This is a genomic window from Aquabacterium sp. A08 (assembly GCF_011742065.1).
On record NZ_JAAQQT010000628.1, the window covers coordinates 13,261 to 35,132 of the forward strand.

Annotated in this window: 18 protein-coding genes and 1 tRNA gene; 15 read left to right on the top strand and 4 right to left on the bottom strand. The window is 57.9% G+C overall.

All coding sequences use genetic code 11. The annotated features are described in order from the left end of the window. Positions 1 to 13: 13 nt before the first annotated feature. The 12 genes from HA630_RS12470 to HA630_RS12525 all read left to right on the top strand — a co-directional run bounded on the left by HA630_RS12470 (position 14) and on the right by HA630_RS12525 (position 16,028). Positions 14 to 3,250 (top strand): helicase-related protein, encoded by a 3,237-nt coding sequence (locus HA630_RS12470; protein ID WP_166835132.1) that lies wholly within the window; start codon positions 14 to 16, stop codon positions 3,248 to 3,250. Beyond that, entirely contained in the window at positions 3,247 to 4,026 is a 780-nt protein-coding gene (locus tag HA630_RS12475; RefSeq protein ID WP_371809247.1) for a DUF4391 domain-containing protein, read from the top strand. The genes HA630_RS12470 and HA630_RS12475 overlap by 4 nt, the downstream gene beginning before the upstream one ends. Further along, positions 4,013 to 4,780 carry a hypothetical protein gene (locus tag HA630_RS12480; protein ID WP_166835134.1) on the top strand — a complete coding sequence of 256 codons (768 nt, stop codon included), beginning with the start codon at positions 4,013 to 4,015 and terminating at the stop codon, positions 4,778 to 4,780. The genes HA630_RS12475 and HA630_RS12480 overlap by 14 nt, the downstream gene beginning before the upstream one ends. 54 nt (positions 4,781 to 4,834) lie before the next feature. After that, entirely contained in the window at positions 4,835 to 6,763 is a 1,929-nt protein-coding gene (locus HA630_RS12485; RefSeq protein ID WP_208300078.1) for a site-specific DNA-methyltransferase, read from the top strand. Continuing rightward, positions 6,763 to 9,834: a type III restriction-modification system endonuclease gene (locus tag HA630_RS12490; protein WP_166835136.1), complete on the top strand. Its 3,072-nt coding sequence runs from the start codon at positions 6,763 to 6,765 to the stop codon at positions 9,832 to 9,834. Before HA630_RS12485 ends, HA630_RS12490 begins: the two co-directional genes overlap by 1 nt. A 64-nt stretch (positions 9,835 to 9,898) precedes the next feature. After that, positions 9,899 to 10,465, top strand: coding sequence for a hypothetical protein (locus tag HA630_RS12495; protein WP_208300079.1), 567 nt, complete (start codon positions 9,899 to 9,901; stop codon positions 10,463 to 10,465). A gap of 4 nt (positions 10,466 to 10,469) precedes the next feature. Then, entirely contained in the window at positions 10,470 to 11,303 is an 834-nt protein-coding gene (locus HA630_RS12500) for an ATP F0F1 synthase synthase (protein ID WP_166835138.1), read from the top strand. A gap of 461 nt (positions 11,304 to 11,764) precedes the next feature. Beyond that, positions 11,765 to 12,088, top strand: a complete 324-nt coding sequence (locus HA630_RS12505) for a type I restriction endonuclease subunit M (protein WP_166835140.1) — start codon at positions 11,765 to 11,767, stop codon at positions 12,086 to 12,088. A 1-nt stretch (position 12,089) separates the two neighbouring features. Continuing rightward, positions 12,090 to 13,244, top strand: coding sequence for a hypothetical protein (locus HA630_RS12510; RefSeq protein WP_166835142.1), 1,155 nt, complete (start codon positions 12,090 to 12,092; stop codon positions 13,242 to 13,244). A 21-nt stretch (positions 13,245 to 13,265) separates the two neighbouring features. Continuing rightward, complete coding sequence (locus HA630_RS12515; protein WP_166835144.1) at positions 13,266 to 13,760, top strand: siphovirus Gp157 family protein; 495 nt, start codon at positions 13,266 to 13,268, stop codon at positions 13,758 to 13,760. Between the two features lie 169 nt (positions 13,761 to 13,929). Beyond that, positions 13,930 to 14,571: a hypothetical protein gene (locus HA630_RS12520; protein ID WP_166835146.1), complete on the top strand. Its 642-nt coding sequence runs from the start codon at positions 13,930 to 13,932 to the stop codon at positions 14,569 to 14,571. A 53-nt stretch (positions 14,572 to 14,624) separates the two neighbouring features. After that, the gene (locus tag HA630_RS12525) at positions 14,625 to 16,028 is read left to right on the top strand and encodes a hypothetical protein (RefSeq protein WP_166835148.1); all 1,404 of its coding nucleotides are present in this window, start codon (positions 14,625 to 14,627) and stop codon (positions 16,026 to 16,028) included. Positions 16,029 to 16,178: 150 nt separating this feature from the next. Here the strand turns inward: HA630_RS12525 and HA630_RS12530 are convergent. The 3 genes from HA630_RS12530 to HA630_RS12540 form a co-directional block, all read right to left on the bottom strand. Then, positions 16,179 to 16,268: transfer RNA gene (locus tag HA630_RS12530), tRNA-Ser, on the bottom strand. A gap of 43 nt (positions 16,269 to 16,311) precedes the next feature. Further along, positions 16,312 to 17,229: an SPFH domain-containing protein gene (locus HA630_RS12535; RefSeq protein ID WP_166835150.1), complete on the bottom strand. Its 918-nt coding sequence runs from the start codon at positions 17,227 to 17,229 to the stop codon at positions 16,312 to 16,314. A 31-nt stretch (positions 17,230 to 17,260) separates the two neighbouring features. Next, positions 17,261 to 17,689: an NfeD family protein gene (locus tag HA630_RS12540; protein ID WP_166835152.1), complete on the bottom strand. Its 429-nt coding sequence runs from the start codon at positions 17,687 to 17,689 to the stop codon at positions 17,261 to 17,263. 125 nt (positions 17,690 to 17,814) lie between these two features. On the opposite strand from HA630_RS12540, the gene HA630_RS12545 reads away from it, so the two are divergent. Together HA630_RS12545 and HA630_RS12550 are read left to right on the top strand one after the other, a co-directional pair. Beyond that, positions 17,815 to 20,112 carry an arginine/lysine/ornithine decarboxylase gene (locus HA630_RS12545; RefSeq protein WP_166835154.1) on the top strand — a complete coding sequence of 766 codons (2,298 nt, stop codon included), beginning with the start codon at positions 17,815 to 17,817 and terminating at the stop codon, positions 20,110 to 20,112. A 124-nt stretch (positions 20,113 to 20,236) separates the two neighbouring features. Then, positions 20,237 to 20,455, top strand: a complete 219-nt coding sequence (locus HA630_RS12550; protein ID WP_166835156.1) for a YdcH family protein — start codon at positions 20,237 to 20,239, stop codon at positions 20,453 to 20,455. Between the two features lie 19 nt (positions 20,456 to 20,474). On the opposite strand, the gene HA630_RS12555 is transcribed toward HA630_RS12550, so the two are convergent. Continuing rightward, positions 20,475 to 20,894, bottom strand: a complete 420-nt coding sequence (locus HA630_RS12555; RefSeq protein ID WP_243855454.1) for a C40 family peptidase — start codon at positions 20,892 to 20,894, stop codon at positions 20,475 to 20,477. A gap of 240 nt (positions 20,895 to 21,134) precedes the next feature. Here HA630_RS12555 and HA630_RS12560 point away from each other — a divergent pair, with 240 nt between their 5' ends. Then, on the top strand, positions 21,135 to 21,749 hold the full coding sequence (locus HA630_RS12560) for an isochorismatase family protein (protein ID WP_166835160.1): 615 nt from the start codon (positions 21,135 to 21,137) through the stop codon (positions 21,747 to 21,749). The last annotated feature ends 123 nt before the right edge of the window (positions 21,750 to 21,872 follow it).

The following is a 21,872-nucleotide window of genomic DNA, read 5'->3' on the forward strand; positions in this document are numbered from 1 at the left end:
GAGGGGGAGCGCAATGAAGTTTGTCAGTAACGCTGGATCTGATCGGGTTTTGGACCTGATCCGCCCTTGGCTCAAGCCCAATCATCGGATGGACATGGTGTCGCCATCCTTCTCGCTCTATGCCTTCGCCGAAGTCTTGACTGAGCTGCCTCACCTGTCGAATGCGCGCCTGGTGGTGCCACCAACCTCCACCGCACCAACAAAGGGCACAGAGCAGGAGCAGTTGGGCTTGTTGGGGACGGCGGCTGACCGAGCCTCCCGAAACAAGTTGCAAGCTCCCTGGCTTGCGAGAAAGTTGGCTGCTTGGCTCGAAAGCAAAGCCGATGTTCGTCACGCCAGCGGCCCCATTCCCCAGGGCACCTTGGTTTTGAGGGATTCACAAGGCTCCGCACAACAGGCTGCACTCGGCTCCTTTTCGTTCAGCAGCGAAGGCTTGGGGGTCACCCCAGGCAACCCTCTCAGCTTGATTCAGGCGTCCGAAACCCCTGCTGAAGCGCAAATGCTCAGCCAGTGGTTTGACATGCAATGGGCCACGCTGAAGGAACACCCCCAAGCTAAAGCCGACCTGATCGCAGCGGTCAAAAGCCTCTCTGCCCATCGAGACGCCACCAGCGTGTATGCGTTGATGCTGCAACGCCTGTTTGCCTCCAGCGGTGACGGTCTTGACGAGGAGCGCATCGTCAAATCGGCCACCGGGATTCGCAACACGGTGGTTTGGAAGAAGCTGTACAAGTTCCAGCGGGATGGTGTCGTGGGAGCCATTGACAAGCTGGAGCGGTTTGGCGGCTGCATCATCGCTGACAGCGTTGGCTTGGGAAAAACGTTCGAGGCTCTGGCGATCATCAAGTACCACGAGCTACGCAACGACCGCGTGCTGGTGCTTTGCCCGAAACGCCTGCGGGACAACTGGACGCTCTACAAGGCCAACGACCGGCGCAACGTTCTCGCTCCTGATCGCCTGAACTATGACGTGCTCAACCACACCGATTTGTCACGCGACGGCGGCCATTCCGGCGACATCGACCTGTCCCACATCAACTGGGGCAACTACGACCTGGTGGTGATCGACGAGTCGCACAACTTCCGCAACAAGAAATCGCCCCGCCAAGGCAACGAGACCCGGTATGACCGGCTGATGCGAAAGATCATCCGCGAGGGTGTGAAGACCCGTGTGCTGATGCTGTCGGCCACGCCGGTCAACAACCGTTTGGCCGACTTGCGAAACCAGATCTCCTTCGTCACAGAAGGCGATGACACCGCCTTGTTTGAGCACGGCATTGCCAGCATCGACAGCACCACACGACGAGCGCAGAAGGCATTCAACCGCTGGCTTGAGTTACCCAACGAAGAAAAGACACCCTCGCTGCTGGTGGAGATGCTCGGCTTTGACTACTTCGCCTTGCTCGACCACCTGACCATTGCCCGCTCCCGCCGTCACATTGAAAAGTACTACGGCACAAGCGAGACTGGTCGCTTCCCTGACCGCTTACCTCCGATCAACATCAAGGCGGATGTAGACCGGGCTGGCGAGTTTCGCTCGATCCGGGACATCAACCTGGAAATCAAGCGGCTTAACCTCGCTGCCTACGCCCCCCTGCGCTATGTTCTGCCCCACAAGCAGGCTGCCTACGACGCCAAGTACAGCACTCAGATTCGTGGTGGCGAGAGCTTCTTCCGACAGGTGGACCGCGAAGAAAGCCTCATTCACCTGCTGCGCGTCAACGTGCTCAAGCGCATGGAAAGTGCGGTGTCGTCATTTGCATTGACGGTGCATCGCCAGCTTAAGGACGTCGAAAAAACCCTGGCACAGATCGAAGCACACAGCGAGGAGATCGAAGAGCTGGACATCGAAGACGTGGACATCGATGACCCGGCCTTTGAAACCTTGCTGGTTGGTCGCAAGGTCAAGGTGCTGTTGGGCGATGTTGATCTGTTGCGCTGGAAACAAGACCTGATCGAGGACCGCAACCGCCTTGCCACGCTGTATGCGGCGGCAGAGCAAGTCAGCATTGCACGCGACGACAAGCTGCTGAAACTGCGGGAGCAAATAGCCAGCAAGTGCAAGAACCCCATCAATCCCGGAAACCGCAAGGTCATGGTGTTCACGGCTTTCGCCGACACCGCCACCTACCTGTACGAGCAACTGGCTGGATGGGCCAAAGCAGAGTTGGGTCTTGAAACGGCCTTGGTCACCGGGTCTGGTCGCAACCAAACCACCCTTCCCAGCTTGCGGCGTGATCTGACGAGCATCCTGACAGCCTTCTCACCACGCTCGAAGGAGCGCCCCGAGGAGTTGGCCGGTGAAGGCGAAATCGACTTGCTGATCGCCACGGACTGCATCAGCGAGGGCCAGAACCTGCAAGACTGCGACTGGCTCATCAACTACGACATTCACTGGAACCCTGTTCGCATCATCCAGCGTTTTGGCCGCATCGACCGAATTGGCTCCACCAACAGCCGCATTCAACTGGTCAACTTCTGGCCCAACATCGAGTTGGAGGAGTACATCAACCTGGAGCAGCGCGTCAGTGGCCGCATGGTGCTACTCGACATCTCCGCCACAGGCGAGGAGAACATCATCGAGCAACAGTCCGGCAACCAGATGAACGATCTGGAGTACCGGCGCAACCAGTTGCTCAAGCTGCAAGAGACCGTCATCGATTTGGAAGACCTGTCCAGCGGCGTTGCCATCACCGACCTGACACTGACCGACTTCCGCATTGACCTGGCCGAGTTCGTCAAAGCGCATCCCGGCAAGCTGGAGTCCCTGCCATTGGGTTGCTTTGCGGTCACCACCAGCATCGATGCAGAGATACCCCCTGGCATCATTTTTTGCCTGCGTGCCGAGGACGCAGCGGCTGAAAAAGCCATCGATCCCGGCTACCCCCTTGCGCCACATTACTTGGTGCACGTGGGGGAGGACGGCACCGTGCTGTTGCCCTACACGCAAGCCAAGCGCATCTTGGATCGGCTCAAGCGCCTGAGCCTTGGCCGAGACCTGCCTGACGCATCCGCGTGCGCCCAGTTCGACCGTGCCACCAAGCAAGGCGAAGACATGCGCCACGCACAAAAGCTCTTGTCTGCTGCAGTGTCATCCATCGTTGGAAAGTCGGAAGAGCGGGCCATTGCCAGCTTGTTCTCCCCTGGCGGCACCCATGCCATGAAGGGCGAGTTCGCTGGCTCGAATGACTTTGAAGTGCTGGCCTACCTGGTGGTTCTCCCCGGCCATGCCCAGGGAGCGGAGGCGTGAGCGGTACCCCTGAGCACCTGACTCCCGAGCAGATTCTTTCCGGCATGAGGCTTCCGCCGTCTGCCATGGTGAATCAGCGCGTGCCCAAAAAAATGCTGGTTGAATCGGGGGCACCAACCGCTGCCGACAAACGACTGATTTCGGACGGCATCGAAGACATTCATTGGCTTGCCGCACTGAAGCCCGTGACAGTTGGCATCCCCGCGTACCAAGACGCGGTGCGTGACTACCTCGAAATTGCTGTCCTGAACATTAGCTTGCGCCCCTTGGGCAAGGCGAACCGCATCGCTGAACTGGTACATCGTGCCATTCCCTATCCCACATTTCTGATGGTGCACTCACAGAGCAGTATCAGCATCTCGCTCGCACATAAACGCTGGGCGCAAAACGAAGCTGGGAAGACTGTGCTGGACGGTGACATCTTGGAGACCAACCTGCATTCCCCGGAACGGCCAGACCTGGCACAGCTATTTGTCGATGCCTTGCCGCTGGAAAAGCAGCCACGATCATCGCTTCACGCGCTTTATCAGGGCTGGATGGATACCATAATCGCGTTGCAAACGGCTTTCGTCAAAGGCGTCTTTTCTGTTTCGTCGTCCCGCGAACAGGCGACTGAGCGTCATCAGGCGCTGCTGGAGTCCAAACGCTTGCAAACTGAACTTGGGCGTCTGCGAAGCCTGGCCGCCAAGGAAAGGCAGGTTGCCAAGCAGGTTGAACTGAACCTCGCAATCAAACGGATTCAAGGCGATTTGGGGGTAATCCTTGGAAAACTGTAAGGGCCAGGCGAAAAGCCAGCGTAGCGAAATCTATCTGAATGCAATTGATTCGCTTCAGGTTGGGATCGACTACTTCATGCGTGATTCGAGCTATTCAAGCCGCAAACACGCCATCATGACAGTTTTCCATGCGATAGAGCTTTTCCTCAAGGAGCAGCTTTATCGTGTCAACCCCCTGCTTATTTATCGGGATATCGACAAGCCCGTTAAAGATGACTCAATCACGGTCGGTGCAAAAGAGGCGATGAACCGTCTCGATAACCTTGGGCTCGGACTTTTCAAGCAGTCGCGTGAAGTGATCGAGAAGATGCAAGGTCGTCGAAATCGGATTGAGCATCATCGTTACGACCACAAAGAAGAAGACGAACAAACACTGTCGGAATCGTTGGCCTTCATCCTTTTTTTCGTCGATGAAGTGCTAAATGAAAGGCTTGCCGATGATCTAACGCCTGAACGGCTACGTGCAATCCAGGATCATGTCTACGACCGGCGAGACCTTTACTGGATTGCCAGCCACCGTCTCGAACGCTGGATGCACCAACGCTGGCCGCAATGGCGAGAAGAAGAGGTCGATACACCCGATGAGTTTCGTGGAACGCTAGATTGCCCAATCTGCAGGCAAGAGTTCCTGGTCATTGGCTATCACGAAAAACCATTCTGCTTTTGTTGCAACACGGATATCAACGCTGCCGAATGCGACTGCTGTGGCCGAACCCATTTAGCTGACAACCCTTGCTGTGAACACGACGAGTAGGCACAGCAGGAATATCAAAATGCAAGCCACGCCAATCATTGAACCGAGAATCTCATGAGTATCGAAAAAATCGAAGCCAACAGCCCTGAAGCCCAGTCGGCTAACATCGTCGCTGACAACCTGGCCCAATTGAAAGCCCTGTTTCCCGAACTGGTGACGGAAGGGGCAAATGGCGCAGCGATCAACGTCGATGTGTTGAAAGCCTTGATCGGCGATCAGTCTGTGACTGATGCCGACGAGAAATACGGTCTGAACTGGCATGGCAAGAAGAAGGCGCGGCAGATTGCACTGACGCCGAGCACCGGCACCCTGCGCCCTTGCCCGGAGGAAAGCGTTGATTGGGAAACGACGCAAAACCTGATGATCGAGGGTGACAACCTTGAGGTACTGAAGCTGCTGCAGAAGAGCTACGCAGGAAAGGTGAAACTGATCTATATCGACCCGCCATACAACACGGGCAATGATTTTGTTTACCCTGACAGTTTTCAAGATAACATAAAAAATTATCTTGAACTAACGAGGCAGTCGGAATATGGATCCAAGATAACAACCAACACAGAAGCCAGCGGACGTTTCCACACCGATTGGCTCAATATGATATATCCACGCCTCCGACTTGCTCGAACCTTGCTGAATGAAAGTGGCCTCATTTTCATTAGCATTGGGGATGCTGAGGTCGCAAATCTTCGGGGAGTATGCGACGAAGTATTTGGGGCGGAGAATTTCGTTTCTTCTATAGTTTGGCAGAAAAAGTATGGCCCAAAATCGGACGCCAAGCACTTTTCAGAATCACATGATTTTATTTTGGTATATGCGCGCTCTATAGAGACCGCCACTATTGTGAGACTACCAAAGACCGAAAAACAAAACGACAGATATACAAATCAGGATAATGATCCGAGAGGACCGTGGAAAGCAGGTGACGTCCTGCGGAATGAGGCGCGTGACTATGCTATCTATCCAATTTCACTTCCCTCTGGTCGCGAAGTGATGCCTCCCCCGAATACAAGCTGGCGCTATACCAAAGAGAAATTTGCAGAATTGATTGCTGACAATAGAATTTGGTTTGGCAAGGATGGAGACTCACGCCCGGCTTACAAAAGATTTTTGTCTGAAGTTAGCGATAGCATTCCTGCAGAGACTATTTGGCTTCATACAGATGCCGGCCACAATGATGCTGCCAAAAAGGAGCTTCGCTCAATATTTGATGAGCAAGCTCCATTTGACACGCCAAAGCCAATCAAGCTTATAGAGCGCATTCTCAGCGTGGGAACAGAGCCTGGGTCTGATGATGTAGTTCTTGACTTTTTTGCAGGCTCAGGAACAACTGCTCACGCAGTATTTCAAATTAATATGAAAGACGGTGGAAAAAGACGTTTTATATTAATTCAGCTCCCGGAGCAATTAGATTTATCGTCCAAGGAGCAGGCTGCAAGCGCGGAGTTTTGCGACCAAATTAGCCGCCCTCGAACCATATCCGAGATTACCAAGGAGAGAATTCGTCGGGCAGGCGATTTGATTAAGGGCCAAGCCCCACTCGAATCACCTGATGTAGGGTTTCGGGTATTTAAGCTCGACACGTCAAATATCCGCGCTTGGAGCCCAAATTTTAATGATTTAAGGTCTTCTCTTTTCGATCAGTTGGATCATTTGGAGGCTGGCCGCAGCAGCGACGACATCCTCTACGAAATCCTGCTCAAGCTCGGGCTCGACCTTTGCGTTCCCATCGAAGTACGCGAAATCGCTGGTAAACAAGTCAACAGCGTCGGCGCGGGCGTACTGATGGCTTGCCTGGATGAAAGCATCAAGGCGTCTGAAGCGGAGGCACTTGCCCTGGGCATGGCCGCCTGGCGCGAAGAGCAAGGCACCGTGGGTGACACCACAGCCGTCTTCCGGGACAGCGCGTTCGAGAACGACATTGCCAAGAGCAACCTAGCCGCGATTCTTGAACAGCATGGCATCAAGCAGGTGCGGAGCCTGTGATGAAGCTGCATTTTGAATCCGACCTGCCCTACCAAAGGGAGGCCATCGAGGCGGTGTGTGACCTGTTCCGTGGTCAGGAGGTCTGCCGCTCGGTTTTCACGGTCACCGCACAGGCGCTGGGTGGGGATGCTCAGCAGAGCTTTGAGGGCAAACACTTCACTGAAAGTGGTGGCATTGGCAATGCGCTGCAACTGGTGGTCGATGAAGAGCTGAATGCCAACCTGCAACAGGTTCAGCTTCGCAATGGCCTGCCGCCGTCTCAGCCTTTGTCGGCGTCCCTGCCGCTGGACTTCACCGTGGAGATGGAAACCGGCACGGGCAAGACTTACGTGTACTTGCGAACCGTGTTCGAGTTGAACCAGCGGTATGGCTTCACCAAGTTCGTGGTTGTGGTGCCATCGGTCGCTATCAAAGAGGGGGTGAACAAGACACTGCAGATCACCCGTGAGCACTTCGAGGCCCTGTACCCCGGCGCCAAAGGCTACGAGTTCTTCCAGTACGACTCGGACAAGCTCGGCCAGGTGCGTAACTTTGCGACCAGCCCGAACATCCAGATCATGGTCATCACGGTCGGTGCCATCAACAAGTTCGGGGATGAAGCTGCCGCGCTGGCAGAAGAGTCAGACGAGGCCAAACGCCGGGAAAAGTCCAAGAACAAGATGTACCGCGCCAGTGAGAAAACGGGCGGTGAGCGCCCCATCGACCTGATTCGCGGTACTCAACCCATCTTGATCGTGGACGAGCCACAAAGCGTGGACGGCGGCATGGACGGCAAAGGCAAGAAGGCCTTGGCCCACATGTCACCCCTCTGCACCTTGCGCTATTCGGCTACGCACGTTGACAAGCACAACATGGTGTACCGGCTCGACGCTGTGGATGCCTACGAGCAGCGGCTGGTGAAGCAGATCGAGGTGGCGGCAGCCACGGTGCAAGGGGGCAACAACAAGCCCTACGTCAAGCTGCTGGCAGTCAGCAACAAGCGCGGCGTCATCACGGCCAGCATCGAAGTGGACCGTGAGAACGCAGCCGGTGTGGTGCGTCGTGATGTCATCACAGTGCAAGACGGTTTTGACCTGGAGCAGGAGACGGGCCGCCCGCTGTACGCCGACATCCGTATTGGTGAGATCCGTACCGCTAAGGGCGATCAGTACCTGGAGCTGAAAGTGCCTGGCAGCGAGGTGTACTTGCGGGTGGGTGAAGCCTGGGGCGATGTGGACGCCAGTGCCATCCAACGCGAAATGATCCGCCGCACGATCAAGGAGCACCTAGACAAGGAAAAACGGCTGCGCCCGCTGGGGGTGAAGGTGCTGAGCCTGTTCTTCATCGACGAGGTGGCGAAGTACCGCCAGTACGACGACCAAGGCAACCCGGTGAAGGGGGACTACGCCTTGATGTTCGAGGAAGAATACAAACGCTGGGCACGTCACCCCGACTACCAAAGCCTGTTTGCCGAGGTGGACCTGAGCATGGCCGCCCACGAGGTGCACAACGGCTACTTCTCCATCGACAAGAAAAAGATCGGTGGCAAGACGGTGGAGATGGTCAAGGACACCAGTGGCAGCACAGCGGCTGACGATGACACCTACAACCTCATCATGCGCGACAAGGAAAAGCTGCTGAGCTTTGAGTCGCCATTGAAGTTCATCTTCTCGCACTCTGCCCTGAAGGAAGGCTGGGACAACCCCAACGTCTTCCAGATCTGCAACTTCTCAACCCGCGAAACCGAGCGTTGGCGCAGGCAGACAATTGGCCGGGGCTTGCGGCTGTGCGTGAACCAAAAGGGTGAGCGGCTGCGCGGTTTCGAGGTCAACACGCTGACGGTGATCGCCACCGAAAGCTATGAGCAGTTCGCGGAAAACCTGCAGAAGGACATCGAGAAAGACACCGGGATTCTGTTTGGCGTGGTGCAAGACCACGAGTTCGCTGGCATTGCCGTGGTGCAAGCCGCTGGTGATGTGCTGCCAATGGGCTTCGAGGCCTCCAAGACCTTGTGGGTACACCTGAAGGCGCAGGGCTACATCAATGAGAAGGGCAAGGTGCAGGACACGTTAAAGACTGCGCTGAAGGACGGCACCCTGTCGTTGCCCAATGAGTTCGAGGCACAACGTCAACAAGTCGTCGCGGTGCTCAAGAAGCTTTCCGGCAAGCTGAAAGTCAAGAACGCCGATGACCGCAAGCAGATTGCCGTGCGTAAGTCGGTGCTCATCAGCCCAGAATTCCGCGCCCTGTGGGATCGCATCAAACACAAAACCACGTACCGGGTGCAGTTTGACAACGAGAAGCTGATTGAACGCTGTATTGAGGCCTTGAACGACGCCCCTCCCGTTGCCAAGACACGGCTGCAATGGAAAAAGGCTGGCATGGCGATTAACAAGGCCGGCGTCGATGCGTCCCTGCTGTCAGTGTCTGACTCGATCACCTTGAACGAGGGTGACATTGAACTGCCTGACGTGCTGACAGAGCTGCAGGATCGCACACACCTCACCCGCAAAACGATTGCTCGCATCCTGACCGAAAGCCACCGACTGAACGACTTCAAGCGCAACCCGCAGCAGTTCATCGAGTTGGCTGCGGATGCCATCAACCGCTGCAAGCGGCTGGCGTTGGTGGACGGTATCAAGTACCAGCGACTTGGCGATGAGCATTTCTATGCCCAGGAGCTTTTCGAGACCGAAGAGCTGACGGGCTACCTGAAGAACCTGGTGCAGGACACCACGAAATCGGTTTACGAACACGTGGTGTATGACTCAACGGTCGAGCGCGACTTCGCCGAGGCGTTGGAGCGCAATGAGGCCATCAAGGTCTATGCCAAGCTGCCAGGCTGGTTCAAGGTGCCTACGCCATTGGGAACGTACAACCCCGACTGGGCTGTGCTGGTAGAACGTGACGGCCAAGAGCGCCTGTACTTTGTCGTGGAAACGAAAAGCAGCCTGTTCGAGGACGACCTGCGTGACCTGGAGAGCGGAAAGATCAAATGCGGTGCGGCGCACTTTAAGGCGCTGGCGGTGGGAGAAAACCCGGCGATTTACGGCAAATTCAAGGATGTGGATGGCTTACTGGAGCAAAAATGATCGTGCCATATTGCGACCAGAATTTTTCATGGTTGAAGTCGTGACTCACTAAAAGGAGAATATCGTGGGTTTCCCCTCACTCGACTTCAACAGAATATTTAGAATTCTTCTCACCTTCAATGCGACATCATTGCTTTTAATAGTTTTCCTTGTTCAGAAAGGATACGATTTAGCGCACTTTTTCCCCGGCGCTAAGTACCTCGATGAATTTCCCAAATTTCTATCGTACGCGCTCTACATGGCAGCGCCCATTGCCCTGACCGGCCTGAGTCTCTTATTGGGAAAGCTACTCGGGAAGGATGATTTTAAGAGGGGGCAAGTTGCCTGTATTGAACATGCAAATAACAGCTTCCTCCCTAGCTATCTAGGCTATTTTTTTGTGGCACTAAGTATCGGCAATTGGGAGACACTCTTTTTTGTATATGGTGTTCTTTTTGTATTTACTTACAAATCGCAGGCGCTTTACTTCAACCCTCTCTTCTTGCTTTACGGATACGACTTTTACACAATCACCACAAGCACGGGAGCCTCGATATTTCTCATCAGCAAAGAGAAGTACAAAAAGCCGGATGATGTCGTTATACAACGGGCATTTCGGATCAATAACTACACTTTTTTAGAGAGGGGGTGATTTAATGGATCATGTGATCGCAAAAGTGAAAAGACTCCGAAAAGAGACTCATTTCAAGTTGATTTCGGATGTGACCTTATTTGAGGCTGTAAAATTAGATCCAAAGTTGTGTGTGGCTTACAAAACTGACCACAACTTGGACGAAGATGCGTGGTTTATTGTCAAAGACTTTTCAGGTCAAGACTACTGCCCAGACTTCGTAAAAAAAGACATTGACATAAAGAACTACAACGACCTTCCGAAGAAGAGGTTCGCTGACATCACCTACCTTTGTGCCATTCAAGGTGATGATCTTTATTTCCAAAAAGTAACACCCTCTTTGTTCCTGAAGCAGAAGACCATATTTTTTGGCGATGCGGCAGTAGTTGAGGATGACAAGCAACGACTTGTGGTCAACTCTCAGCCAGATGCTATATATGTGGCAGCGATTGACACACTTGCTTTCAAGAGTCTTGCAACGATATCCAGCATCTTTCCTGGGATTGATGAGCTCTACAAAGAGGCAACCCAGGAAGAGGTTCGTCAATTTCTGAAGGAGCCATTCATAAAGCTCACAAATGGTTTTGATGCAGAAAAGGTTTCAAAGCCGAATCGAAAGCGAATCGCGCTGGCGCTAGAAACATTGGCCGCATTGCCCGCGCAAGACAAGCAGGCAATGATTTTATACATCAATGCTTATTGTCAAAACTCCCTCACCCTTGACGAAAAAACAGGCCAATTCGAGATTCCGGGCGATGGAGAGTTGAAGCTGCTGGTTTACGGGATTGAGCAGCGATTCTATACCACACAGATTGGTCAGGAAAAAAGAATCGCGAACTCAGTTCAAGCTTTTGGGTGAACCAAAATGCAAATCCGAACTCGGTAAATAATAGACTATGGCCGACTCGTAAAAGCAACTGTCGGGGTTTTATATCAATGCAATAACTCCAGTATGATTGCTGTAGCGGCCATTTTCTCGAATTTGACATATTGGCGGCATTTGATATACTGAAAATGCGTCAAAACTCCTCAAGAAAGCCTCAATAGAGCCTTTCTTGACCCTTCTCGCCCCATCTTCTCCCTCTCGGGGCGACCCCCTTTCCTGATCCTGTTCACGTGTGTTTGCACCACGGTCGCCGTGCTGTGCGCGCTCGTTCGCCGTGCTTTGGTCAGCAATTGACCATGGCCGTGACGGTACTCGGCCATCGCAAACCGAAAACCAACAGCGATCACATCAGAGGGGGGGGTGACGCACCGGCTGGTCGGTGACGACTCACAAGCACCGACCGGCTTCCCCGCAATCCTTCTGGAGCAAAAACCATGGCTGATACCAGTCAGGCCGCCGCATGGCCAAAACAAACACAACTCAAACGCCCCTTGTTCCCCTTGGGAAAGGTCGTCGCCACACCAGGTGCCTTGTCGTTGTTCGAGGCGTTGAACACCTCACCCCTTGAGTACCTGTTTCGGCACGTCCTCGGCGATTGGGGCGAGTTGGAAGCTGAGGACCGCCAGGCCAACGAGGCCGCACTGGTTCATGGCACTCGCATTGTGTCCAGCTACCGGCTTCAAGGAGAACGCCGCATCTGGCTCATCACCGAAGCCGACCGCAGTGCCACCACGTTCCTGCTGCCTGAGGAGTACTGACATGACCGCTTTCGCTCAAACCCTGCAACGCCAGCAGCAAGAAGCCGCTGCCACACAGACCAGCGAGCGCACCAAGCGCCGCGTCATTCGGCGCTCGCCGGTCGTCATCGAACCCTTTCAACCTGGTGATCTGCCTGCCGAGCAGTACGACCATGAGCATCACGAGCAGGTGCCTTTTGAGATGCCAACAACGCCTACGGCAGAGGCAGCGGTGTTGCCAGTCACGGTAGCAGTTGCGCCACCGCCATCGGGCTCTGACTTGGCTCATGTGCAGGAGACTGCTGCCAGCTCAGCCATCAGCGTCTCCCCACTGGACCTGCCCACCGAGTTCTTCAGTGCCGGGCTGGATCGCCGCATACGCAACCGCGCCTTGCTGATGGAATGGCTGCGAACCGCTTTGGTGGAAGGGGTGGACTTCGGTCGCATACACATCGCTGGCAAAGACCGCTGTCAGTTGGTTCGGATGGGCAGGGTTCATGAATGCAAAGACCCCGGCCACTGGAGCAAGCCGGCACTCTTCAAAGCCGGGGCAGAGAAGATCACTGGCATGTTGGGCATGACGGTGCATTACCCGACGCTGCCGGCCTACGAAGACGCCTTTCTGGCACAAGCCGACATCCGCACCATCATGCTGCGCTGCGAGTTGCGTGACGCACATGGTCACGTGGTGGCACAAGGCGCAGGCGCTCGGCAACTGAGCCAAGACTACGGCGACCTCAACAAGACCCTGAAGATGGTCGCCAAGTCGGCGCACATCGACGCCACGCTCAGATTGGCAGGCCTCAGCGAGGTGTTCACCCAAGACCTGGAGGACCGTCCTGCTGCAGAGGGCGCTGACTTCGATGGCTGTGCGGAGCCACTGTCACGACCGTCACAACGTCCAGCCGCAAAGGCACCACCCCGACAACCCCTGGCGACCACCAACGAGTTGATCGGTGTCGAACAACTTCAAGACCTGCGCGAGGCCATCGCCGACCACGGCTTTGCGGAGCAGCGCGTCTTGAACTGGTTGCACCAGGCCACCAAAGGGCAAGTGTCACGGCTTGAACAACTGCCACTGCCCATGCTGACCACCTTGCACAAGAAGCTGGGTCATTGGGCCGATGCCGAAGCGGCTGCCCATTCAGCCAGTCACCCTGCTGGCCATCACAACTGATGCAAAAGAAAGGAGCCTCCCATGAACACCCCTCTCTACAAGCTCGCCGACGAATACCTGGCCATCGCCCAACTGCTGGCCGACCACGATCTGCCCGAGGAAGTCATCGCCGACACGCTGGAAGGTGCCTCTGGCGACCTAGAAGAAAAGGCCTGGAACGTGGCCGCGCTGATCCAGCAAAGCGAAGGCGAAGCCGCCATGATCAAAGATGCCGAGCAGCGCATGAGCCAGCGCCGCAAGTCACTTGAGCGACGTATCGACTGGTTGCGGCAATACCTGCTGGTGCAACTGGTGCGAACCGGCATTACCGAAATCGACAGCCCTGAGTTCGTCATCCGCACACGTGACAACCCACCCAGGACCGTGATCGACGACGAGGACGCCATCCCGAAGGCGTTCAAAGTCAAGGAAACCATCGTCACCATCCGCAAGGACGAAATCCGCAAACGGTTGCTTGATGGCGAAGAAGTGCCTGGCGCCCACCTCGAACGCGACAAGCGACTGGTCATCAAGTAACCCTCGCAGGTCAACCAGGCCGTTCACAACGGCTGACATTCACCCGGTCTGACGGCAAGCCATCCTCCGCTTCCCAGCCGCCAGCCTTCCCAGATCCCCCAATTGCACACGACCAACTCCACCTGACAGGGGATGGGGTGGAGCCTTCTATTGCCCGGAGAAAAACACCATGAGCCGCATCTACCGCTGCCACTCCCGTCTGAGCGCCGACCTGCAAGGGCCGGTGGTCAACCAACAACCGCTGCACTTGCGCCAAAGCTCCATCGACGGCGCGTGTGGCCCCCACTGCGCCCTGATGGCACTGCAACTGCTCGGTGCCGTGGAGCGTGACGAACTCGATGACATCCCCAAAGCGGCCAGCAAGCCGCTGACCAAGCTGTGGAAACGCGCCGCTGATGTGTACTTCGCTGGCAGCCGACCGAAGCAGCTTCAATCCTTGCTGGAGCCTTTTGCCGACACCGTTCGCAGCCGCTTCATTCGCAAGTTGGCGCTCGAACACGCGGTGGAATGCCTGGACAACGATGGGGTGTGCATCGTCGGCATATCGAACCGCGACTATTCCCATTGGGTCGTGGCCGTGGGGGTGAGTGCACCGGACGAGTACCAAGACCCCGATGCCTTGCTCATCCTTGATCCCGACGCGCCACCTGTGCCGATGGCTCCGTGGAATGCCGTGCTTCACGTGTCGCTGAACCGAAACAAGCGCCACCGCTACCTGAGCGTGGAAGGCACCTGCAAGGTGGTCATCGACTCGGTGCTGGCACTCAGCAGCGTCGCCGCAGAGGACATGGAAGTCGATTTGACCGAATGAAAGCCGAAGTCAACAGCCCCTCCTTCCAGCCGACATACCCAGCCAACATGCCCATGAAAAAGAAACAACTCACCCCTGAGCAGTTCCAGCAACTGCTCATCGCCACGGCCAACTTGCCATTCATTCGCCAGCAGCGTCAGCCGACCAGCTACCTGTCAGACGTGCTGGAAACGGTGCTGAATTTTCAAATGCAGGAGCCGGTGGTGGTCAAAGCATTGCAGTACTTCGAGCACAACGTGCAGCACCAGCATGACATTCACACGCACGAGCAACTGCAAGACGCCCTGAACATCTACCCGGACACTGAAGATGGCAACAAGGCAGCCGCGCAGTTTTTTTGGGGCAACAAGCACTGGACACGCATTGAGCTGCTGCGCCGCTTCCTGCCGTTCCTGGCTTCTATCGGCGTCACCGACCAGCCGAGCCTCCATGCTTGGGCGAGGCAGGCCGACTTTGAGCGGGATTTCAAAGGCAAAGTCAAAGGCATGGGCATCGCGGTGTTTCACTGGCTGTTGCTGCGCTGCGGGGTCTCCACCATCAAGCCCGACGTGTGGGTCATCAACTTTGGTCAGCGGGTGCTGGGCAGGCGCATCCCGGAAGACCGTCTGGTGACCGCCTTCAATGACATCGCACCGCTGATTGGCGAGAGCCTGGAAACGCTGGATCTGACCATTTGGTACTTTGAAAAAATGAACATGGCGACCGCCGACGTACCGGCATTGCGGCTGGTGTGGTGGCAACTGCTGGCCGATGAACTCAGCCGAAAACTGAGCAACGCCAATGACTCTGCAGGGGCGCGCCGTGCATGGAGGCCACAACTGGATGCCAAAGATCACCTGCGTTACAACAAGGCGGGCTTGACGCTGACGCCCGAAAGCTTGTGGCTGCACTGTGGACAGGTGCAAGTCGCAGAGGTTCGGTTTGAGCAGTCGGTCTGGTACGAGGGCATGGTGTTGTCACTGACGGTCACGACCGACCGGGCATTGACCGCTGAGTGTTTCGAGCGACTGGCTCCGCAGGTGACCGCCAAGGGCTGGAAGTTCAGCAATGCTTCCGTGTTCACAGGCACCACAGAGGTAGAGGGCAGCTTGTTGATTCCGCCCACCACGTTAGTTTCGGAGCTACAAACCTGGGCCTCAGAGGTGGCTGCGACTGTGACCGAAGCCATCGACGGCTTGCAACATATCCTGCACGGCCTTGAAAACCATCAGGCTGTGCTGAAGGCTTCTGCGGCACGGCCAGGGTTGGTAGTGATGACCCCTGATGCAAACCCGAGTCGCAGGCAAGCAAGCAATGACGATCACTTGGAGGCCGGGGAATCGCCGAAGTCGGATGCTGGTGACGAGCGAGATCAGGTCATCGACATGACCGAGTGCCTGACGTGGATCGGGGACACCATCGAGGAGCACCTAAACGGTGAACAAGGCGTTTCGCTGCCGTCTTCTGACCCGCCCTGACCAAGAAGCCTCGCTCAAGGCAGTCCAATCCGGGTCAGACTCAAGCCCTGAACGATGCAATACGGCCGTGACTGATCCGTAGAACCAGACGTATAACGGCAAGCCAGAAAATAAAAAAGCCTAAGTGGATCAACCACTTAGGCTATGTTCTGGCGGAGAGGGCGGGATTCGAACCCGCGGTGGGGATTAGCCCACACACGCTTTCCAGGCGTGCGACTTAAACCGCTCATCCACCTCTCCGTGTAGCCTTGGATTCTATACCGAAACCGGGCCGCTTTTTGCGTCAGCCACCCGCTTTGGTGGATTTCACCATTTGCATGGCCGAGCCGATGAGGCTGCTCACTTCGCTCATGTTGCCGGGCACGATCAGGGTGGTGCTGGCGTCGGCGGCGACGCGAGCGTAGGCTTCCACCGCTTTTTCGGCCACCTTGAGTTGCACCGCCTGGTCGCCACCGTCGGTGCGGATGGCACGGGCGATGCGCTCGATGGCCTGGGCCGACGCCTCGGCCACCGACAGGATGGCGGCGGCCTCGCCTTCGGCCTGGTTGATGGCGGCCTGCTTGTCGCCCTCAGAGCGGGCAATGGACGCCTCGCGCTCGCCGGTGGCGATGTTGATCTGTTCCTGCTTGCGGCCTTCGGACGCCGCGATCAACGCCCGCTTTTCACGTTCCGCGGTGATCTGGGCCTGCATCGAGCGCAGGATTTCGGCCGGCGGCGTCAGGTCCTTGATCTCGTAGCGCAGCACCTTCACGCCCCAGTTCAGCGCCGCTTCGTCGATGGCGTTGACCACCTGGGCGTTGATCATGTCGCGCTCCTCGAACGTCTTGTCCAGTTCCAGCCGGCCGATCACGCTGCGCAGCGTAGTCTGGGCCAGTTGCGTCACCGCCATGATGTAGTTGGACGAGCCGTAGCTGGCGCGCATCGGGTCGGTCACCTGAAAGTACAGGATGCCGTCCACCTGCAACTGGGTGTTGTCCTTGGTGATGCAGACCTGGCTGGGCACGTCCAGCGGGATTTCCTTCAGGCTGTGCTTGTAAGCCACCTTGTCGATGAAGGGCACCAGAAAGTTCAGCCCTGGCGTGAGGGTGCCGGCGTACTTGCCCAGCCGTTCCTTGACCCAGGCGTTTTGCTGCGGCACCACCTTGATGGACTTGATGATGAAGATGCCGGTGACGACCAAGAGCAGAAAGGCGAGTTCCATGGGGGGCTTTCGAGGACAGAGGGGAAGAAGGTCAGACGGCGCGCACGATGAGTCGGTTCCCGTGCACCGACACCACGCGGAACGCGCCTGGGCCAGGCAAGGGCAGGGGGTTTTGCAGCGCCACCGTCCATTCGGCGCCGCGGTAGCGCACGCGGGCCGTGCCGTCGGACTGCCACTGCTGGACCTGCACGGTTTCGCCGATGTCCAGGTTGACGTCGCGGTTCTCGCTGGCGCGCGCCGTGGGGCGGCGGCGCAGGCGCCAACGCTGCCAGCCGACCACGGCCCCGCCCCCCACCAGCGCGGCCACCACCAGTTGCAGCGTTGGGTCGGCCCCGGCGTGGGCGGCCAGGGCACCGGCGGCCAGACCCACGGCCAGCATCAGCAGAAAGAAGGTGCCGGTCACCAGTTCCAGCGCCACCGCGCCCCCGGCGAGCAGCCACCAAACGGTCGATTCGTCCATGTCGATTGCCTTTTGCCCCAGCGGGCGCCCGGGGTTGGGCTTCCCGCAACGTTTGGCGTCCATTGTGGGGCAAAAATGCGCCCGAGCGGGTGCGTTGTCACATTAAGTCCGTACACTCGGGCGCTATGAAATTCCGCTTTCCCATCGTCATCATCGACGAAGACTTCCGTTCCGAGAACACGTCCGGTCTCGGCATCCGTGCCTTGGCACAGGCCATCGAATCCGAGGGTTTCGAGGTGGTGGGCGTGACCAGCTACGGCGACCTGAGCCAGTTCGCGCAACAGCAAAGCCGCGCCAGCGCTTTCATCCTGTCCATCGACGACGAGGAAGTCACCGGCGCGCCCGAGGAAGACCCGGCCGTGCAAAGCCTGCGCGCGTTCATCCAGGAGGTGCGCCGCAAGAACGCCGAGGTGCCCATTTACGTGTACGGCGAAACCAAGACCAGCCGGCACCTGCCCAACGACATCCTGCGCGAGCTGCACGGCTTCATCCACATGTTCGAGGACACGCCCGAATTTGTGGCGCGCCACATCATCCGCGAAGCCAAGAGCTACCTGGAAGGCATCCAGCCGCCGTTCTTCAAGGCGCTGCTGGACTACGCCGAAGACGGTTCCTATTCTTGGCATTGCCCGGGCCACTCGGGCGGCGTGGCTTTCCTGAAAACCCCCGTGGGCCAGATGTTCCACCAGTTCTTTGGTGAAAACATGCTGCGCGCCGACGTCTGCAACGCGGTGGAAGAGCTGGGTCAGCTGCTGGACCACAACGGCGCCATCGGTGAGAGCGAGCGCAACGCGGCGCGCATCTTCAACGCCGACCATTGCTTCTTTGTGACCAACGGCACCAGCACCAGCAACAAAATGGTGTGGCACCACACCGTGGCGCCGGGCGACGTGGTGGTGGTGGACCGCAACTGCCACAAGTCCATCCTGCACAGCATCATCATGACCGGGGCCATTCCGGTTTTCCTGAAGCCCACGCGCAACCACTACGGCATCATCGGCCCGATCCCGCAGAGCGAGTTCACCCGCGAGGCCATCGAGGCCAAGATCGCGGCCAACCCCCTGCTGCAGGGTGTGGACCCGCAGGCGGTCAAGCCGCGCATCCTGACGCTGACCCAGTCCACCTACGATGGGGTGCTCTACAACACCGAAACCATCAAGGGCATGCTTGACGGTTACGTGGACAACCTGCATTTCGACGAAGCCTGGCTGCCGCACGCCGCCTTCCACCCCTTCTATGGGGCCTTCCACGCCATGGGGCGCAAGCGCGCGCGGCCCCAGCATTCGGTGGTGTACGCCACCCAGTCCATCCACAAGCTGCTGGCGGGCATCAGCCAGGCCAGCCACGTGCTGGTGCAAGACTCGGCCACCGAAAAGCTGGACCGGCACCTGTTCAACGAAGCCTATCTGATGCACACCAGCACCAGCCCGCAGTACAGCATCATTGCCAGCTGCGACGTGGCCGCGGCCATGATGGAGCCGCCCGGCGGCACCGCGCTGGTGGAAGAAAGCATCGCCGAAGCGCTGGACTTCCGCCGTGCCATGCGCAAGGTGGACGCCGAGTTTGGCGAGCAGGACTGGTGGTTCCAGGTTTGGGGCCCCGAGGACTTGGCCGACGAAGGCGTGGGCGAGGCCAAGGATTGGATCCTCAAGCGCACCGACAGCGAAGGCGTGCAGCCGGCCGACGGCACCGAGTCCTGGCACGGCTTTGGCGACATGGCGCCGGGCTTCAACATGCTGGACCCGATCAAGGCCACCATCGTCACCCCCGGCCTGAACATGAACGGCGATTTCGCCACCACCGGCATCCCGGCCAGCATCGTCACCAAGTTCCTGGCCGAGCACGGTGTGGTGGTGGAAAAGACCGGGCTGTACTCGTTCTTCATCATGTTCACCATCGGCATCACCAAGGGCCGCTGGAACACGCTGCTGACCGCTTTGCAGCAGTTCAAGGACGACTACGACCGCAACCAGCCGATGTGGCGCATCCTGCCGGAGTTCTGTCAGAAGCACCGCCGCTACGAAAAGATGGGGCTGCGCGACCTGTGCCAGTTCGTGCACGAGATGTACGCCAAGTACGACATCGCGCGCCTGACCACCGAGATGTACCTGAGCGACCTGACACCGGCCATGAAACCGACCGACGCGTTCTCGCAGATCGCCCACCGCAACACCGAACGCGTGGCCATCGACGACCTGGAAGGCCGCATCACCACCGCGCTGATCACCCCGTACCCGCCGGGCATCCCGCTGCTGATCCCGGGCGAGGTGTTCAACAAGAAGATCGTGGACTACCTGAAGTTCTCGCGCGAGTTCGCACTGGCCTGCCCGGGCTTCGAGACCGACATCCACGGCCTGGTGGTGGAGGAAGGGCTGGACGGTCGCAAGACCTATTTCGCCGACTGCGTGAAACAGGCCAGCTGAACCTTGCGGCACATCAAAGGGTGTGCGGGTTGGCCTGCACACCCGCTGCCAGATGCGTTAAATTGACCCTTGTGCCGGTGCCGCTGTGTCGGCCGGCCGAGTGTTCCTCACCTCTGGAGTAAAAATGTTCCCTGAATACCGCGACCTGATCACCCAGCTCAAGGGCCACGACCACCACTTCACCCGCCTGTTCGACAAGCACAACGAACTCGACCAGCAGATCAAGAACATGGAGAGTCACATCGCCAGTGGCTCCGCGGTGGAGATTGAGAACCTGAAGAAGGAAAAGCTGCAGTTGAAGGACCAGCTTTACGCGATTCTGCAGAAAGCCCAGGCAGCCTGAGCGCTGGACCGCTGGGCCCTCAGGGGTTCAACAAGGCGGAGGCCCCGGCCGCGAGGGCTTCCACCCGGCGGGCACCGTTGAAGCGGGCCCGCCAATAGGCTTCCTTCATGTTTTCCAGCCGCACCTGGGCCCCGGTGCGCGGGGAATGGATGAAGCGTCCTTCCCCCACGTAAATGCCGACGTGGCTGAAGGCCCGGCCCAGGGTGTTGAAGAACACCAGGTCGCCCGGAATGAGTTCGGTTTTCTCGATGGTCTGGGTGGCGTGTGCCTGCTCGACCGCCCGCCGCGGCAAACGCACCCCCAGACTTTGCTGGAAGGCGTTCTGCACGAAGCCGCTGCAGTCGAAACCGGTGTCCACGCTGTTGCCGCCCAACTGGTAGGGCGTGCCGACAAAACCCATGGCGTGCAGCACGAGGTCCGACAACGGCAGTCGGCTCATGTTAGGCTCTGCCCGAACCGGCCCCTCGATCCAGCCTTGCGCGTGCAGGAAGTCCCCGACCGGGTCTTGTGGCCCCGCCCAGGCCGCACCGGCCACAGCCAGACCCGCGCTGAAGGCGCAGGCACAGGCCCAAGGGTGCAGAGAGCGGATCAGACGCATGGCGTGAGGTTAGGGGATATGGCCCATCGGGTCAATGGCGGACCCCGATTTTGAAGGCATTTTTTGACATGGAGTACCCGAATGCTACTGGACATTGACGACTGCCAATTGGTGTTGGTGGACTACCAGGGCCGTTTGATGCCCGCCATCCACGGTGGGCAGGAAGCCACCGCGCGGGCGGTGTTTTTAGGGCGCGTGGCGCAGACGCTGGGGGTGCCTGTCTGGGGCACCGAGCAAAACCCCACGCGGCTGGGCGAAAACGACCCCGCCGTGCGCGCCCTGTGCCAGAAGACGTTTCCCAAAATGCACTTCGACGCGACCCAGTCGGACCTGGTGGCGGCGCTGCGCCCGCCCGCCCGCGCTGGTGGCGGCGGTGGAGGGGGCAACGCCCGCAGTTTGCCCAAGCACCTGCAAAAACCGGCGGCGCCCCTGCCCGCACGCAACACCGTGGTGCTGGCCGGCTGCGAGGCCCACGTTTGCTTGTTGCAAACGGCCCTGGGGCTGGTCGAGCAGGAGTTCGACGTCTGGGTCGTGACCGACGCGTGCGCCTCGCGCCGCGAGCGCGACCGCGACGCGGCCTTAGACCGCCTGGCGGGCAACGGCGTGGAGCTGGTGACCAGTGAAATGGTGGCCTTTGAGTGGCTGCAGAGCTGCGAGCACCCCCAGTTTCGGGATGTCCTGGCCCTGATCAAGTGAGCCACCCACTCGGCGGCTGAGTCGGCCGGGGCCTGGGGAGGCCCTGGCCGGACCCGGGTCTTTCATTCGGTTTATAGAATATAAGCATTCAGTATTTGTACCAATGTGCAACACCGCACCTTG